This is a genomic window from Prodigiosinella aquatilis (assembly GCA_030388725.1).
GTDB classification, from domain to species: domain Bacteria; phylum Pseudomonadota; class Gammaproteobacteria; order Enterobacterales; family Enterobacteriaceae; genus Prodigiosinella; species Prodigiosinella aquatilis.
The window spans coordinates 4,074,214-4,091,767 of the sequence record CP128857.1; the positions used below are offsets into that span (position 1 = coordinate 4,074,214).

Below are 17,554 nucleotides of genomic sequence, written 5' to 3' on the forward strand. Positions count from 1 at the left end.
ACTCCGTAGTACCCAATGTAGCTCTGTAATAGAGTCACAATTAGCTAACCAATCTGAAAAATATATATAAATTGATAAGTAATTATCAATGAAATTATATTCGTAAGGGGGAAAGGAGTCAGCTGTATCTATACTAATAGAAGCGAGGTTCGATAGTCAGTGCTATCACAGAGAACACTCAATGCTCTAAGTAGTATAAACAAATCCAGTATACAAAGTTATAAGATCAAGAAACTGCATAAAATCGTGTGCAGTAATAAAGATCTTTGGGCACAGGCCTATGCTAATATTTATTCTAATCAGGGAGCCATGACGAGAGGAATAAATAGCACTACGATGGATGAAATGAGCGTGGACAGAATTATTAATCTTATTCAACTAATAAATACAGGATTGTATAAGCCCAAACCTTGCCGGCGCACGCACATACCTAAAGATGCCCGAAAACCGAATGGAAAAAACGTCCAGTAAAAGCAAAACGTCAGGCCGCGCCATACCTGCAGTGAACGCAGAAATGAGCGAGTTGGCAGAAAAAATTAATGATTTCTCCCGGTCAATGGGCTGGGATATCAGCCGAAGTGAAGTTCAGCGACTGATAGCCGGTCACGCGATCACCTTTGGCGATCAGCCCTACATTGTCCGGGCTGACGGATGCTTTTATCGGGCGCCAGTGAAAAAACCGGTTGCAAGTTCGGACTTGATGCAACGGATTACAGCACTGTGGAGATTAAGCTGCGAGTCATAGTTGCCTATACAGACGGAAATGAACCTGCTGTAGCACGGTATTCATAAAACCAGAACACCAACATTGGCCTTTTCCCATCGATTGTCATACTCATAAAGTGATAATTCACTACCGTTTCTATGAGGCATTTTTGTTGTGATAGCAATAGAGTCGCCACTGAATAATTGCAGGTCATAATTTAATAAAATTTATATGTTAAAAGATTGCATGGCGCGTTTTATTTTTTACATTGATATTGCGCCATGAAATACATCTTAAATTTTACTTGATTTATCTATCAGTATATTATTTAAGGCATTGGCAACATTTATCCATTTGTCACTCCATTCAGTGTGATTTTTATACTGGTGATTAGTCATTAGTTTGAAGAAAGATTTTTTGTGTTCATCTCTTATACTAAATTGCTCAAGGCTTCCTTGTGCATCGATACTATAATCATCAAACCAAGATTTGTGATCTCCGTAACATTCATTTATCCAACTATCCGGGAATAGCCCCTCAATAGCAAAGCCTGTTCTTACAGATACATAGTCTCTATTTGCTTCAAATCTAACTTGCACTTTATTAGTAAGTTTTGAGCGCAATCTTGCCATTTCTTCCTTTCCAGTTTCATCTCCATCAGCAAGAATAGCACAGGCAACTTCATTATTTATTATTTTATAATTTGATAAAACAAAGCCAACTAAGGCGCGTATTCCTCCAAATTCTGTTATTGTTGCTCCTTTTAATTCATCCCATTTCCCATCTCCGAATCCATCATGCTTGCTTATTTCGGATAAGAACCAAGACAAATAATCTTTATCTGTTACTCCCTCTACGAAAATATTAAATCTTGAAAAATTAAAGAAATCACTAAACTTTACACCAAGATTATTTCTTATACTAGATACCGCGTCTGATATTTTCGTGTGCTTTTTAGCTATTGATATAGGACCTTTTTTCTCTATCTCTAATACTTTATTTATATCATTACTAATAAAGGAAAGAGAATGGGTTGTTATTAAAATGAAACTATTTTTTGATAAAGAAACTAAAACCTCATGGCATGAACGACTTAATGAAGGATGTAAGTACGACTCTGGTTCTTCAATAAGCCAGATAGTCTCTATTCCTTTTTGTTTATTTTCTTGGGAAAGTAATCCAAAAGATGAGAATAATGATAAGCACTGAATCCCCATACCTTTTCTATTTAAATCACTATCAACATTATCATTTATGGACATATTGACCTTACTAAATATATCACCAAGATTATCCATATTGGGAATATTAAATTTTATTTCATATCCATTAATACCACACGCCGTCATGTTTTCATTTATTTTACTGGAAATTTCATTCAATCGTGTTTCAATTAAATTAATATGCGGTGATATAGTTTTGGCAATTTCATTTCTTAAATAAGGTCCGAGTAATGAAATATACATTTCATCAATACTTTTTGATGATGGAACATAAATGCAGTCGAATTTCTTGAAAATTTTATCTATAAAATTCCTTTCTTTTGAAGTATATTTCGCAGAAGTGGCTTCTTTTTTCCTTCTATACCCTTTAAATAAAGAGTAAGAGAAATTATTTTTATTTGATATGGTTAGATAAACAGTGAATTCCTTTTGTGGTTTTATCGTCCTAGAATCTTCGAGCATTTCATGTATATCTAAGTAAATATCATACATATTTTGCTTTCGTTTATTTCCCCTCTTGGGTGGCCCCTTATCTTCTTTTGGATGCATTAACACTTCATTTTCGTCTTCGTCTTCATCTTCCTCTTCATCGCTTAGACTGCCGTAGCTAGTTTCTGGAATTACAAAACCACCAAGTTCCGTATTAGGAATCACTTCGTTTATACTCTTTGCACCAGAAGGAATAAACTCATCATCATCAAACTCAAAAGACACAGCCATTGTAGTCTGTCCACCAGATGTCCCAGAAGGAAAGTCTTTTTTGTAATCGTAAAGATTTGAATCTTTTTTTCCATTAAAGAAAATCAAAAGTGCATTTAATATATTAGTTTTACCGCTATTATTCTGTCCTACAATGGCAGTGCCATTTATATTATCTATTTTTATATCATTGTATATCGAACGATAATTTCTCACTCTGAACGATTTTATCTTCATACTATAATCCATCTTGTTATGTTTTATGTAAAAAATAATACAGTCGACCCTTAACGTATAACAATACGCTACTCAGTAAAAAAATCGAGATTCCCAAGCTTCAAGTCCAGCTAAATCGATGCAAAAAACACGCCCTTTTCCATGTGCGTCGTTTGCTGGTAAAGACTATATCGATCGGCTGCGTATCAAGCGGAACTCCGGGCGGCGAAGTACCAGGCTATGATGCCAGCAGAACGGCTGGCGGTTATGACTAAGTTAAACAAAACAGATAACATTTTTTGACTTCATAAATTGACTTCACCCATCTAATTATTATAATGACTTCAAAAAGTGACTTCATGGAACAGGCAATGCAGGAAAAAATAGCCCATCTTAGAAAGAAACAGCGGGAAACGCTGAACCAAATTTTCAAAACACCGGTACTCTCTGGCGTTAAATGGTCGAATGTTGAGTCACTTATCACTGCGTTAGGCGGTGAGATTAAAGAAGGTAGTGGATCGAGGGTGCGATTTTTACTGAACGGGAGTATTGCCCGGTTCCATCGTCCTCATCCGTCACCGGATACTGATAAAGGCGCAGTGGTCAGCCTGCGTGAATGGCTGGAAAGTATAGGGGTAAAACCATGACTAAAGCACTCAATACACCAAATACGATGGTTGTTGCCGGGCAACCGGCTATTATTAGTTACGTGCCTGAGATTGGGATGTTTCGCGGTAAGTTTATTGGTCTATCAGGCTATTGTGATTTTGTTGCCGATAGCATTAATGGGCTGAGAAGTGAGGGGGAAATCTCACTACGTGAATATCTGGAAGATTGTCAGGAAAACAGCATAGAGCCTTACGAGCGTGAGGAAAAAGTAAAAACCTTTACCCTCCGTTATCCTGAGTCATTCGGGGAACGGCTGACCATTGCTGCTGCTGAACACCAGGTTTCAGTGAATGCGTTTATTGTCGAAGCGCTTAATGAACGGATGAAACACGCGTAACGATCTCCCGCTCCGGCGGGATTTATTTTCCCTGTGAAAATCACTGCAAAATCCCGCACACCAGTGCACAAAAATTCTGATGTTATTTCGTCCCTTCCGCGCCAGTCCCGGCGCGGGTTTACTCATTCTGCAAAACTGCACAAAAACACGCCCTTTTCATGTGCGGGCGTGGCGGGGGAGACCTCGCGCGCTGAGGGGGTTGGTAGGGGTATGTTGAAGTGATAAAAATCCGGGCGTCATACAGTGCACCCGGTTTGTGCTGTGGTGATGACGTGAAAGTTTTTAACAGACTATCGCGAGGTTGCCAGCGCATACGGTGTAAACCGCAACACCTCGATCCCTAGCCAATCGTTTAACTATTTGAGGCTTTCCATGATGGATGTCAGTTCGTTGATGGCAAATACCTTCGCGGCTTTCTCCACATCGCCAAACCCGCCGGTATTGTTCGGCATAATCCCCATAAGTTGAGGCGGCACACGGTGTGCGGCCAGCAGGTCATCCCGCGTCGCATTCTTGATGCCGGTAAACTCATCTTTCGCAGTGATCTCACTGAACGGCAGAATTTGCAGCCCGTCTTTCTTCCCGCCTGCGGCATACACAAACAGGTTTTTAAACGCCCCCCCTCTTCCGCGTGCGTTCTTTAATGAACTCTTCAGCTTATCCACATCAGTGCTATTGGTTATCGCCTGCGGGCACCGTGTTATTGTCAATCCAACACTGCCACTGTTTTGATCTGCGCCCAGACAAACTGCCCGGGACATAATTCCAGCAAACGACACGACCGCTGGGTGATACTCGCCAGCAAGTGCGTCTCGCCAACCTTAAGCCGAACAAGCATTTGAGCGGGATGGTGGCTCTCTGTAATGTCGACGATCTGTACTTTCAAGCGATTAAGAATACTGCTTGCACCCGGGAGTTCACAGCACAGGCTCACATCACTCGCATTGATACCACAACGCACCGTCTGCCCAAGCGGCAGATCCCGTTGCATCACCCACAGCTCGCCACCGGCAAAACCAATACGACTCAATCCATCTGCGGATTCATGCGCCACGATTCGCCCTTCTATCACGGTCTGCACTGGCATATCTGGCCGACGCAACCACTCCAGATTCGCCAATGTCGCCTGTAATGTTCCACTTGCCTGTACACGACCTTCATTGAGCAATACCAGGTGATCGGCGAGTCGCAGTACTTCGTCGAGTGAATGGCTAACATAGATCACGGGGATACTGAGTTCCCGATGCAATCGCTCGAGATAAGGCAGAATTTCGTTCTTGCGCTGCTGATCCAGCGCAGCCAGTGGTTCATCCATCAGCAACACCCGAGGCTGAGCGAGCAGAGCACGAGCAATAGCGACGCGCTGACGCTCCCCGCCGGAGAGTGTGGACGGATCCCGTTCCAATAGATGGTCAATTCCAAAACGTTCAGCCATTTCTTCTAGTGCCTGTCGGCGTGTATCAGAGGAAAACGCCCGTGACTGGGCGAAAGCCAGATTGCGGCGCACCGACCAATGCGGCAAGAGACTCGCTTCCTGGAAAACATAACCCAGCGCCCGCTCACGCGTCGGCATAAAGTGAAACTCATCCTGCCAACACACGTCATTGACCGTAATTTCGGCCACACTGGCCCGTTCCAGCCCAGCCAGACAACGCAAAAGTGTCGTCTTGCCCGAACCAGAGGGCCCAAAAAATGCGGTAATTCCATGCCCAGGCAACTGCAAGTCAACATCAAGTGTAAAGCCGGGTCGAATAGCACACACGCGAACCGAAATTACCGGAATGTCAAAAGAACCGCTGTCTGGCAGCATCACAGACTCCTACTGAAAGACAGTTTCCGAAGTACCATAAAAACCAGTAAAGACACCACACCCAACAAACCCGACAGTACGCAGGCACGGCTAAAGTCCCCACTGAAGACGGCGTTGTAGATTTCGAGCGACAGCGTATTGGTTTTACCGACGATATTGCCACCCAGCATAAGCGTGACACCGACCTCGCCCAAAGCGCGTCCCAGGCCAAGAATCAGCCCAGTGGCAAGGGGTATACGCAAATTGGGTAGCAGCACCAGTAGAAAGATTTCAATCTCGCCCTTGCCCAGCGTCCTCGCCACTTCTCCATGCCGGATACTCAATTCCCGCATGGCCACCTCGACCGGCTTGACCACCAGCGGCAGTCCAGCCAGAAATGAGGCGATCACCACTCCCGGCAGAGCAAAAACGACGTTTTGCCCCATACTCTCCAGCCATTGTCCAACCCAACCATGTCGCCCAAGCAGCAAAAGCAGTGCGAACCCCGTGGCAATCGGCGGAAAGACCAACGGCAAAGTCACCACCACATCAAGCAATCCCTGTCCGGGCCAGGATCGGCGGCTAAGCAAATAACCCAAGCTCAGCCCGGCAAACAGATGCAAAACCAGCGTTATCGCTAAAACCCGCAAGGTCAGACCGAGTGAAAATTGTACGTCAGGCAGTAACAAGGTATCCCAAAACGTTTGCAGAAAACTCATTGCAAACCATGCATGGCCAAAATCGCGTGCGCAGAGGGTGATTGCAGATAGGTCGCAAAAGCATGCACTCCCGCGTTACCCTCCCAACCTTTTAGGATTGCAGCTGTAATGTGGATCCGACTATAACTTGCTGGGTCAATCTCAATATAACCACCAATTTGTTTACGAATACCCAGCGCATCGGTGAGATTGATAAAACCAGCATCAACATCTCCGCTAATCAGATAAGCCGAAACCTGAGGCACGGTCGAGACCTTCATTAATTTGTCTCGAATCTGACGTTCGAGCCCACTCTTGACCAAAAACTCCTGAGCGGCCTTGCCGTAAGTAGCATTAGCAGGCTCTGGCATTGCGACTCGACGCCAGGCCGGATCACTCAGCTCCTGAGCCTGCTTCAGGGTTTTACCTTTGGCGTAAGCCAGCACCAACTTTCCATCACCCAGCACAATCGTTTTCGCTATGTCGATACCCCTGAATTTCTGCAGAAAGTCCTGATCGGCCAGAATCATAGCGACCTTACCGCTCTGCTTAATCTGGGCAGAAACCTGGGCCATATTTCCGAAGAACACGTCGATCCGATTCCCCGTAGATGCTTCATAAGCCCGGGTCAAGTCGGTCACCGGTCGCTTGTAACCCGCTCCCGCTGCCAACAAAAAAGGTTCAGCATGTAGTGTGCTCATCCAGCACAGAAGAAAGACAAAAAATATTTTTTTCATGATAGGTTCCAGAAAAGATTGGATTGATCCGTCCAATCTTTCGAACAGTCGCAACAGTCATGTCAGAATCCACAACCGTCATGCCAACATTGATCGTTATATATTAACCTATATTCCGGTGATATCTATAAGACCAACAAAAAAACCATTAATGGGACAAAGACGACATAAGGAATACAGATAATGACGCCAACATATTGATAATTATTGATGTTTAAATAATACCCGATGACATTTTCATGCATTTCCACGGACGTTGATAAAGACCGACACTTCCTTTTTAGCCTTGCCAGATACTGTCCCAGGTTCAGATGGTGACATTCAATACGCGGCTCCCTTGAACCAAATGGTGATGCCACCAGCGTCACTACCTATCGAAACAGATGAGGAATAATGCTGCTTTAAACAGGCGCATGGAGCGTCAAAGTAGTGCAAATGATTTGGGTAGAGGGGTTTTCTTGCGCGAAGAAGAAACGTTAAACGCGATTCAAGTTCAATAACTTTATTTAAAAAAATCATATTTTCCAGAATATTATCCGCTATCAAGGCTGAACATGAGCTTGCGAATATCAAGTCTAGGTAAAAATGGCACGAGAAGTGCTTTGATTAAATTGTCGACAGGCGACAGTCGACGATAAAAGGATTCAAGCTATGAGTATGATTTCTCCAATTGCACAACGTCCCACCAAGCGAAGCGAAGTCGGCGAGCGTTTGCGCGAAGCAATTCTGAGCGGCTTTCTAAAACCTGGGGCCAAGCTTGTCGAATCGCAAATTGCAAAAGATTTCGGTATCAGCCGGGCACCTCTGCGTGAAGCTATCTCGGCATTGGTAGAAGAAGGGTTGATTATCAATGAGCCTTTTGGTGGCTATTACGTACAAACCCTTAGCGAACAAAGCTTGCGGGATTTGTACGGTATGCGGAGAGTGCTGGAAACGTTTGCATTCGAAACCATTTGGCATAAGCGCACGCAGATGTTTTGTGATGACTTGTTGCGGCGCAACGAAGCGTTGAAAACCTGCATCCGCTCGGGCGATAAAGCCAAAGCGATAAAAGCTGAGTTGAGCCTGCACGGAGCGGTCTTTGAACGTTGCGGCAATGCTCTGCTGCTTAACGTATGGCGCGGTTTGTCGGGACAGCTTCAGCTCTATTGGTCCATGCATCAAGAGAGTCACGGGCGCGCCGGGGCCAAACTGGATGCTCACGAAGAATATGTAGCGTTAGCTTGTGGTGATGATTTTGAGCTGATGCGTTCCGAGATTTCCGAACACGTCCAGAGAGGATTAGAAAAAGTAGTTACCTCTTTGGAAGCCCATACAGATAGCGTGAATCAACCTTAGCAAGCGAATTAAACAGGTAAAGATCATGTCTGAAACATTGATGAGCATTTCTTGTCTGCACAAAAAATTTGGCGATTTGCATGTCTTGAAAGGCGTAGATCTCGACGTTAAAAAAGGCGACAGGATTGCCATCATCGGAGGGAGCGGATCAGGTAAAAGCACCATGCTGCGCTGTCTGAACTTCATGGAAACACCCACTACTGGCATGATCAAGCTTGACGGAAAGGTTATTGGAAAAGAGACCGGTCGCGGCAGCGATGGCGAAGTATTCATGTCCTATCCTGAGCGCGATCTCTGCGAGGTACGCAAAAAAGTCGGGATGGTGTTCCAACAATTCAACCTGTTTCCCCATATGACGGTGTTAGAAAATGTCATGGAAGGACTTATACAGGTGAAGAAAAAAGCAAAGCCGAGGCGCGCGAAATCGCGCTCCGTGAGCTTGGCAATGTGGGCTTGAATTCAAAAAACGATGCATATCCGACCCGGCTTTCAGGTGGTCAGCAACAACGGGTTGCAATTGCACGGGCTTTGGCAATGGAACCTGAGATTTTACTCTTTGATGAACCTACTTCGTCCCTTGATCCTGAATTGGTGGGTGAAGTGCTGAACGTCATTAATGGGTTGGCGGATGAGGGACGAACAATGCTCCTGGTAACGCATGAACTGGGTTTTGCCTATCATTTTGCTAACAGGGTTATCTTTTTCGCTGATGGAGAATTTCATGAGGCAGGCACTCCTCAAGAGGTTTTGAAGTCCCCCCAGAAAGAGAAAACCCAAGAATTTATCAAGCGCTTCACCGCTTTCCATTTCTGAGTCAGATTCAAGGATCCAATATGAGCACCACTCGTTCCACTACCAGTTCCCAGGCGTACTTGCCGGACCCACGCAATGATGATGTCTTGGTTTATATCAACGGTGAGTTTGTTCCTAAAAACCAAGCGACAGTTTCAGTTTTCGATAGCGGTTTTGTACTGGGTGATGGCGTCTGGGAAGGTGTGAGGCTGGTTAAGGGAAAAATCGTATCGTTTGATTTGCATATCAACCGTATCTTCGATGGCGCCAAATCCATCGAGTTAGATATTGGCGTCACAAAGGAAGAACTCAAAGGTCTTATTTTGAAGACGTTAGAAGTCAACAACATGACTGATGGCGCTCACGTTCGCTTAATGATCAGCCGTGGCAAAAAACACACGCCAAATCAAGACCCTCGTTTCGCGTTAGGTCAGGCGACCATTGTCATTGTCGCAGAATACAAAGTCATCGATAAATCGAAGAAGACGGGTATCAAACTCTACACGTCAACATTCCGATGCAGTGCACCTGATGTATTCGATTTACGACTGAATTCGCATAGCCGTCTGAATCTCATTCAAGCATTAATTCAAGCTATCAATGCGGGTGCTGATGAAGCACTGATGCTTGACCCACATGGTTTCGTTGCCAGCTGTAACTCTACCAATTTCTTTATCGTGCGCGGTGATGAGCTGTGGACATCCACAGGTAAATACAATTTCAACGGAATCACTCATAAGACCATTAAGTGCCTCGCTGAAGAAAATGGCATCAAGCTATTCGTCGGCGATTACACCCTCGCTGAAATTTATACTGCCGATGAGGCTTTTCTGACTGGCACTCTTGGAGGAATTACACCTGTGATAATGGTCGATGGGAAAGGGATTGGTGCAGGTAAACCTGGCCCGATGACGGCCAAGCTGAGTGAGCTTTACGAGAGCTACATCAACAACTAATTAATCGCTTATCTAGGATGGGAACACGATGAATCATATTGGTAACGTTTTTCAAAAATCTGCGCGAGTGTTTCTCATGTGTTGCGTAGCCGCCATGCCGCTCATTGCCTCAGCGGCTGATAATACGTTGGAAAACGTCAAAAGCGCCAACGTACTGAGGATTGGCGTGGCTTCAGGTGATCCCTGGTACTACAAAGATCCGATCAGCGGTAACTGGACAGGCGTAGGGTACAAAATCGGCGAGAGAATAGCGAAAGACCTTGGTGTGAAGCTAATGCCTGTCGAGACTACATACGGAAATGCCGCCGCGGCGCTTCAGGCAAATCAGATCGATATCATGTTGGTGCTAGACGCCACTGAAGAGCGCAAGAAAGCGCTGGATTTCCCTCAGCAGCCGCTGCTCTGGTACAAGCAAGGCGTCCTTGCTCGCACGGGTGTGAAAGCAGATAAATGGGAAGATCTTAATAAGCCCGAGGTCCGTATTGGTGTTGTATTAGGCACTGCAACCGACCGGGATTTAACTAAGCGCCTGCCTAACGCGAACATCGAGCGATTCTCCAATACCGATGAAACCGTGGCGGCATTCATGGCGAACCGAATTGATGTGTTTGCTTTCTACCATCCTGCATTGGCGATTGCTCAATCACATATCCGTACCGGTAATCTGGTAATCCCTGAACCAGTGGTCGAAATGCCGACCAGCGCTGGTGTACGTAAAGAAAGTGATCAGGTATGGGTTCATTACATAAACGCCGAGTTCCAAAAGCTGAATAACGAAGGTTTCGTCCAGAAGGTATTTAGTGACTACATGGCCTCAAAGGGCTTGGATCCCAATAAGATTCCCAGCATTAAAAAGTAATTAAAACATAGTGCTGGAGCCGCTTATGCGGGTTCAGCACTGTTGACTGTAACTCTCGTGTTTATAGGTGTTGCATGAATTACCAATGGAACTTCGCTTCGGTTTGGCAACATCGTGAGATGTTCTTGACTGGTATCATAGGCACCGCACAATTAGCCACGCTCTCAGTAGGAATCGGGATTGTCGTTGGGTGCATTGTTGCGGTGATGCGTCTTTCACCTAAAAAATACTTAAACGCACCGGCTACGGTTTTTGTTGAGTTTTATCGGAATACGCCGCCACTTGTGCATTTCTTCTGGTTTTTTTATGCGCTACCAATGGTAGCCGGAATAAATCTTTCGCCTTACTGGGCAGCGACTATCGCTTTGGCTACCCAATCAGGCGCCTTTTATGCAGAAGTCTTTCGAGGAGGAATCAAATCAGTCGAGAAGGGACAATGGGAAGCGGCGAAAGCTATAGGAATGTCGCATTTTCGCACCATGTTCAGGGTGATCGTACCCCAGGCAGCGCGGAGAATGGCCGGGCCTTTTATCGAGCGAACGTTCGAATTGACGAAAACAACCTCTCTTGCATCCACGCTGGCCTACTCCGATGTCCTGTACCAAGCTATGCGAGTCAACAGTATGACTTTCAGACCTCTTGAGGTTTACACCACTGTTGCACTTATTTATTTCGTTTCACTGTTGATGATGAGCACGCTATTTAGAATTGCGGAGCACCGCCTGGTTCGGTACTGAGGAGATAACCGATGCACTTTTCATGGGATATGGCGGTTACGCTAGAGAGTTTACCCGTACTCCTCAAAGGGGTGTACATGACAATTCAGTTATGGTTGGTAGCCTTCCCCATTGGTATGGCCGTAGGCGGGTTGCTTGGGCTCGCCAGGACGTCATCTAACAAACTGCTGAACATCTCCGCCATTGCCTATGTCGAGGTGTTTCGCAATACGCCGGTTCTCATCCAGTTGATTTGGTTTTATTACGCATTGCCAGTACTCACAGGCTATCAAATGACCGCTTTTGAGGCTGCGGTCTTGGGTCTGACCCTGAATACATCCGCTTACTGTACGGAGATATACCGAAGTGGAATTCACTCCATTAGCCGTGGCCAATGGGAAGGAGCCAAGGCCGTGGGGATGCGCCATAGTCAAATCTTGAAACGTATTATCTTTCCTCAGGTATTCAAGCGAATGCTTCCGGCATTCACTAACCGAGGGATAGAACTGGCAAAAATGACTTCGCTTTGTTCGGTCATTGCGGTCCATGAGATTATGTACCAAGGACGCCTGCTAAGTGCGGCATTCTACAAGCCGTTCGAAATATTCACCTGCGTAGCAGTGATCTATTTCCTGGTGATTTATCCAGGAAGCTGGCTGTCTTCCAGGCTTGAGAAGAAATACGCCAGGTTTGATTAATCGTGTGTGGCCTTAGCCCAACGATAACTGGCTTTCAGATGTTTAAAAAGAATGATGAGCAGCGTAAAGATTTTACTGCCGTCGCAGACATGGCTGACGTTTAGATCTTAGCTTCTATATAAATTAGAATAACTTTCAGCCACATTGTTCATTAAGTACTTTTCGTTCAAAACACCCGGTTTTTTATCATCCAATGAGCTCTTTTGAGTTAATACGTTATAATTATTCACTAAGACATTTTCCAAATCACTTACCTCTCCTTTTTTAAATAGAGAGATATATTCAGGATGTTCAACGCTAAGCTCTTCATGTGGCGATATATCAGATAAAATACAATGTACCCCACAAGACAATGCTTCAAGAACCGTATTCGGAAGTCCTTCATTATATGAAGGAGATATAAAAAAATCAGCAGCCACTAAATATGGAAATACATTATCTTTTCGGCCTAAAAACTGTACATTTTTCAAATTTGAAAATTTCTCAAAACTTTCTGCGTCTCGTTGCAATGAAGAATCGCCAATAAAGACAAAAACAAAATTACTTTTTGACTCCAATCGCTCCGCAACACTCAAGATATCAACAATACCTTTTCGAATCACAAATCTACCAATAAATAAACATACACAGAGATCATTACCATACTCATCTTCTAATTTTTTTCTAAAATGCTGCGCACAGTCGTTATTATCAAAACGATAAGGTTCTATGCCATTAGGGATCAGTACAACATTTTTTTTAGGAAGAAATTTTATTGTTTCCTGATATCCTTCATTATTTAATGCAACATAAATAGTTCTTTTTGAGCATATTGATGCAATCAGGCTCTTTATTTTACTACTATTCATTGCACTGACTTCGCCGTTTGTTGACACTTTAACTATTACTTTTTTCTTCAGAAGAAGGCCAACGATAGAAACAACAAGCCCAAAAATAGACGTTGCATGGCAATGAATAACATCATATTTTCTTGATTTATAGAGTAAATAAAAAAATAAAATAATGCAAAAAAAGTACTCAGCAAGTACGCCTGTGCCAAATGGAGGCAGCCGTCTTATTCTTACTCCATCAATTATTTCATTTTTTTTCAACAAAGGAGTTAGTCGCCTTGTAACAACTTCAACAATGTTAACATTCGGGTCAGCAGAAAATGCTTTTATTAATCTACTGCACTGAACCTCCGCACCGCCTAATATAGGGAAATAGCGAGGTAATACCATAATTACGTTAGTCATTGAACACCCGCATCAATTCGCTTAAAATTTTCTCTGACGCATAATTATCCAGAATAAAGTCACGAGTTTTATACTTATAAATATCTCGATATTCTTCATAGTTATCTATAAGACACGATAGTATATCAAACCATTCATCATTTGATGTTGCAGGATAAGCGCCATTGACATTGCCCAGAAGAATATTCTTATTCATTCCAACAGGACTTCCGACTACCATACTCCCACAAGATAAATGCTGTAACAATTTGAAACTACACTTTCCTTTCGTCCATTCGTCCTCATCAAGGGGCATTAATCCGATATCAATTGATTGGAAATTTTTTATTTCATCAATCTCAGACCACTCTACGTACTCAACAGACTCATTATTATTAATAAAATCAAATTTCTTATCACATACAATCTTAATTTTCACAAATGAATATTTAGATAGTATATTTTCCAACACAGAGCTAATTAATTTGACATATTTCAGGTTTCCATGGGTACCAATCCAACCTAAAGTAATAATATCAGATTTATATTCTACAGCTCTTGGTTTGTATTTATCAACATTCACAGATGTAGGTATAACATATACATTACTATTATATTGCCTAAACCACTCGGCAAGATAATCATTCCCACAAATTATAGCATACGATCGTTGGGCTATTTTTTTTGCAGCAAAAGAGCCAAAAGGTGGATTTTTCCATATTGCATCATCGACATCCAATATAACCTTTTCTCCCAAAAACCCTTCCAGGGTGTAATACCCAGTGAGTAGTTCCCTATTTAGCCATACATAGTCGTATTTTTTTCTTCTGAAAATAATCGGAATACGTTGTAAAATTTTAATTATCTGCCATACAAAATATATTGGAAGATAGAATCTAGGATTATACTTTCCTAAAAAAGGAACAGATTTATTTTTATCTATAGGTGGACATGACTCAGTAACATAGAATCCTTTCTTATTAAGCCCGTCAATATGCTGCCTTATTCTAAATCTACTCGACGGTGTATTTTTTCCTGAAGTAATAGCTAATATTTTCTTCATATTTCAGTGTCTAAACCTTAAACTTATCAAAAATAGAATAGTAACATTGACAAAATGATATAAGGCTACCAAAACACATAATCCCTCTACTCCCCATTTATGTGTAACGACATACTTAAGAGGTAAAAATATTGTGAAAGTTATACAAGATACAACAACCGGGATAGAATGTTTATTCACACAGTAAAAAACATTCGATATAACTTGCCCTAATAGCCCGGACACAAAGAAGAAAAATAGGATTGTAATTATATCGTTACCATCAGACAGAATTTTAAATATTTTTATTCTTGAAATGTAATCGATCATCGGTGTAAAAAAGACTAAAAAACCACAGAGCAATGCAAAATAAATCTGTTTTTTTAATCCATGGAAATAAATCTCATTGAATATTTTTTTATTGTTATTATTGATAGTAAGTTCTTTAATTAGAGGCGACACATACACTTTAAACCATACACCAAGAGCCGCAGTATATATTTGAGAAACCAGATGATATACAGCAATTCCTGTATTATTACTAATAATAAAAAACCTATCTATGACAGGTTCTGATTTATAGTATGCACTACCACCAATAATCACTCTGACACTTTTAACGAAATATAAAAAATTTTTAAAAGAAAACTTACTCGCTGACAAATCATGTCTAATGAGAACTAGGTAAATTGCTATTTGAATTAGACTTCTGATACAAAAAATGAAATAAAATAACATCTCATTAGACTTCATAGTATAAAAAATACAAATAACAATAAGAAATGAAAAAAAGTTCAACACTTCATAAGACAAAACGCCTTTAGTTCTGGAATGACAATATGCGTAAGATTGAAAGACTATACCGATAGCCAGTGATAGGAAGTAAATAAAAAATGCAAAAGAAAAAAACAGCACTGCCCACTCATTAATATTTAAAACATAGCACCCAACGATATAAATAAACAAGAAAACTAATATACCCAGGATAGAAAAAAAAATAAGAAATGATGTTGCTGCATTTTTTATATCTAACTTATTATCCTTTATCGAAGAAAACTCAGAAATCAAGTAGCTGCTTATTCCACTTGTAGACATAGATATCACAACACCACATACAGTTACTCCCATATAAAATAAGTTAATCAATTGGCTAGAAAAAAGATTAGCGAAATAAAATTGTAAAAAAAGAGATGCGAGTAAACTACTTATACTTAAGATGAGGAATGGAATTTTATTTAATATCACCTAGTTTCCCCCTTACAGCATCGAGCAAACCTTTAAGCATATATTTAATTTTTCTTATTTTATCTTTTTCATAGAAAATAACAGAAACAAACTCATGCATTACCCTTAATACATTTAAATTAAAATAGCCTTTAGTCTCTTTAAAATATTTAAAAGACAAATAAAAACCATTTCTCACTATGTAATATTTTCTTATGTAATTATGATGATTAGGTTTAACTGTAATGCCAAATAACTTATGAACCTCTCTTTCCCCAATGGCATGGTTAAGACATTCATCATAATTAACCTTTATAATAAACCCAAATACTAATGCCTTTAGAGCAAATGCTGTATCAACATGATCTATTATTAATGACTCATCAAATGGACCTACCAGCTCCCATGCACGACGAGAAATACACATCCCAGAGGAGATACAGAAGTTCGTAGTGCCATCTGTAGATATTTTATAAAAATAGGGAGTCAATAAAACAAAACTGCCATAGACCTTAGCATTTCTATCATAAAAATTAGGGCAGGATATCTCTGATTTTTTCTCTTTACAGAATGAATACATTCCCAGGAAAAAGTCAGAAATTAGAGAGGAATCCTGATCCATAGTGAAGAAATAATCTACATTGCCATCTTCAAATAACTTTTCCGCCCCACGATTAAAGCCTCCAGCAATACCGCCTTTGTTTCCATTATATATATAATAATTATTTCCGTTCGCTAACAACTCATTAAAATAAAAAACATTATCCACATCTGGTGTATTATCAACAATACATATTTTAAATTGATTGTTGCCTACAATATTCTTCATATTATTGATTTGTTCTAGTGTAGGCTTATACCATACAACAACAATTCCTATCTTCATTATTTTATTTTCTCAGTCGCATATAAAAAATAAAAAACAATAACATTCCATAAAAAATATAATATTAGTAAGCATTTTATCATTGAATACATTGAGACATAATACAGCATTAGCATAACCAAATAGAGTGCTCATTACGTCACTAATCACTATACTTCGTGTTTACTTCACCTGTTTTTCATCAAAAATAGCACCATCAGATAGCACACATCATCAGTGCTACTGCTATCAACGATTGCAATCCAACACGTGGAAGGACTGGGAGATCGAAGCGATCCTCAAGGATACCGATTATCAGCAATCCGCTGGCGCATAGCATGTAGATGTCAAAGGAGAGGGATCAGTTGGCATGAAAACGAAAATCCCCCATAGCGATAGGTAGAGATCGAGATTCCTTCCTCCCGGGGGACATGTCCTTGAGGCTTTTCCCGACTATTCGGTTTGTCAACTAACCCTATTTTCTTTGCAACTTTACGCACGACAAAAAGCATCACAAACACGCAGGCAAACACTCAAAAAATAGCGATTATCACTATCACGACCTACCTTTGTAGGTAGCCCAGCCACGCTACCGCCCTTGGCTTTCAGCTACCAATTCACTGTCCATTACGAAATGGTCCATTCCTGTAAAAATAATTTAATATCATCATGTTATTTAATTTAATGATGAAAAACAATGCCAGATATCAGTCAGTACCAAGAAAAATAACACCCTCTAAGCAAAAATAAATGCGTAAAAATGACCCATATGAAGA

Annotated in this window: 16 protein-coding genes and 3 pseudogenes; 9 read left to right on the forward strand and 10 right to left on the reverse strand. The window is 41.6% G+C overall.

Annotated elements, in window-relative coordinates:
* Positions 1 to 451 precede the first annotated feature (451 nt).
* Positions 452 to 745, forward strand: a complete 294-nt coding sequence (locus PCO85_19030) for a hypothetical protein (protein WJV53240.1) — start codon at positions 452 to 454, stop codon at positions 743 to 745.
* Between the two features lie 254 nt (positions 746 to 999).
* On the opposite strand, the gene PCO85_19035 is transcribed toward PCO85_19030, so the two are convergent.
* Positions 1,000 to 2,865 carry an AAA family ATPase gene (locus tag PCO85_19035; GenBank protein ID WJV53241.1) on the reverse strand — a complete coding sequence of 622 codons (1,866 nt, stop codon included), beginning with the start codon at positions 2,863 to 2,865 and terminating at the stop codon, positions 1,000 to 1,002.
* Between the two features lie 350 nt (positions 2,866 to 3,215).
* On the opposite strand from PCO85_19035, the gene PCO85_19040 reads away from it, so the two are divergent.
* Complete coding sequence (locus tag PCO85_19040) at positions 3,216 to 3,491, forward strand: type II toxin-antitoxin system HicA family toxin (GenBank protein WJV56141.1); 276 nt, start codon at positions 3,216 to 3,218, stop codon at positions 3,489 to 3,491.
* Positions 3,488 to 3,850: a type II toxin-antitoxin system HicB family antitoxin gene (locus tag PCO85_19045; GenBank protein ID WJV53242.1), complete on the forward strand. Its 363-nt coding sequence runs from the start codon at positions 3,488 to 3,490 to the stop codon at positions 3,848 to 3,850. Before PCO85_19040 ends, PCO85_19045 begins: the two co-directional genes overlap by 4 nt.
* A 359-nt stretch (positions 3,851 to 4,209) precedes the next feature.
* Here the strand turns inward: PCO85_19045 and PCO85_19050 are convergent.
* The 5 genes and pseudogenes from PCO85_19050 to PCO85_19070 form a co-directional block, all read right to left on the reverse strand.
* Positions 4,210 to 4,527: pseudogene (locus PCO85_19050) on the reverse strand (phage portal protein).
* A 29-nt stretch (positions 4,528 to 4,556) separates the two neighbouring features.
* Positions 4,557 to 5,660, reverse strand: a complete 1,104-nt coding sequence (modC, locus tag PCO85_19055; protein WJV53243.1) for a molybdenum ABC transporter ATP-binding protein — start codon at positions 5,658 to 5,660, stop codon at positions 4,557 to 4,559.
* Complete coding sequence (locus PCO85_19060) at positions 5,660 to 6,358, reverse strand: ABC transporter permease subunit (GenBank protein WJV53244.1); 699 nt, start codon at positions 6,356 to 6,358, stop codon at positions 5,660 to 5,662. Before PCO85_19060 ends, modC begins: the two co-directional genes overlap by 1 nt.
* Positions 6,355 to 7,074 carry a molybdate ABC transporter substrate-binding protein gene (gene modA / locus PCO85_19065; protein WJV53245.1) on the reverse strand — a complete coding sequence of 240 codons (720 nt, stop codon included), beginning with the start codon at positions 7,072 to 7,074 and terminating at the stop codon, positions 6,355 to 6,357. Before modA ends, PCO85_19060 begins: the two co-directional genes overlap by 4 nt.
* Before the next feature lie 197 nt (positions 7,075 to 7,271).
* Positions 7,272 to 7,403: pseudogene (locus PCO85_19070) on the reverse strand (IS1 family transposase).
* 322 nt (positions 7,404 to 7,725) lie between these two features.
* On the opposite strand from PCO85_19070, the gene PCO85_19075 reads away from it, so the two are divergent.
* From PCO85_19075 to PCO85_19100, 6 genes and pseudogenes are all read left to right on the forward strand, one after another.
* Positions 7,726 to 8,412 carry a GntR family transcriptional regulator gene (locus tag PCO85_19075; protein ID WJV53246.1) on the forward strand — a complete coding sequence of 229 codons (687 nt, stop codon included), beginning with the start codon at positions 7,726 to 7,728 and terminating at the stop codon, positions 8,410 to 8,412.
* Positions 8,413 to 8,437: 25 nt separating this feature from the next.
* A pseudogene (locus PCO85_19080) lies at positions 8,438 to 9,225 on the forward strand (amino acid ABC transporter ATP-binding protein).
* A gap of 20 nt (positions 9,226 to 9,245) precedes the next feature.
* Positions 9,246 to 10,160, forward strand: a complete 915-nt coding sequence (locus tag PCO85_19085; protein WJV53247.1) for an aminotransferase class IV — start codon at positions 9,246 to 9,248, stop codon at positions 10,158 to 10,160.
* Positions 10,161 to 10,188: 28 nt separating this feature from the next.
* Positions 10,189 to 11,019: a transporter substrate-binding domain-containing protein gene (locus PCO85_19090; protein WJV53248.1), complete on the forward strand. Its 831-nt coding sequence runs from the start codon at positions 10,189 to 10,191 to the stop codon at positions 11,017 to 11,019.
* 74 nt (positions 11,020 to 11,093) lie between these two features.
* Complete coding sequence (locus tag PCO85_19095) at positions 11,094 to 11,756, forward strand: amino acid ABC transporter permease (GenBank protein WJV53249.1); 663 nt, start codon at positions 11,094 to 11,096, stop codon at positions 11,754 to 11,756.
* 11 nt (positions 11,757 to 11,767) lie between these two features.
* Positions 11,768 to 12,433, forward strand: coding sequence for an amino acid ABC transporter permease (locus PCO85_19100; protein WJV53250.1), 666 nt, complete (start codon positions 11,768 to 11,770; stop codon positions 12,431 to 12,433).
* A gap of 107 nt (positions 12,434 to 12,540) precedes the next feature.
* Here the strand turns inward: PCO85_19100 and PCO85_19105 are convergent, their stop codons facing one another.
* From PCO85_19105 to PCO85_19120, 4 genes are read right to left on the reverse strand one after another with little or no spacing between them, the layout of a single operon-like run.
* A complete protein-coding gene (locus PCO85_19105; GenBank protein ID WJV53251.1) occupies positions 12,541 to 13,668 on the reverse strand; it encodes a glycosyltransferase family 4 protein in 1,128 nt (375 codons plus the stop codon).
* The gene (locus PCO85_19110; protein ID WJV53252.1) at positions 13,661 to 14,710 is read right to left on the reverse strand and encodes a hypothetical protein; all 1,050 of its coding nucleotides are present in this window, start codon (positions 14,708 to 14,710) and stop codon (positions 13,661 to 13,663) included. The genes PCO85_19105 and PCO85_19110 overlap by 8 nt, the downstream gene beginning before the upstream one ends.
* 3 nt (positions 14,711 to 14,713) lie before the next feature.
* The gene (locus tag PCO85_19115) at positions 14,714 to 15,934 is read right to left on the reverse strand and encodes a hypothetical protein (GenBank protein WJV53253.1); all 1,221 of its coding nucleotides are present in this window, start codon (positions 15,932 to 15,934) and stop codon (positions 14,714 to 14,716) included.
* Positions 15,921 to 16,799 (reverse strand): glycosyltransferase, encoded by an 879-nt coding sequence (locus PCO85_19120; protein WJV53254.1) that lies wholly within the window; start codon positions 16,797 to 16,799, stop codon positions 15,921 to 15,923. Before PCO85_19120 ends, PCO85_19115 begins: the two co-directional genes overlap by 14 nt.
* Between the last annotated feature and the right edge of the window lie 755 nt (positions 16,800 to 17,554).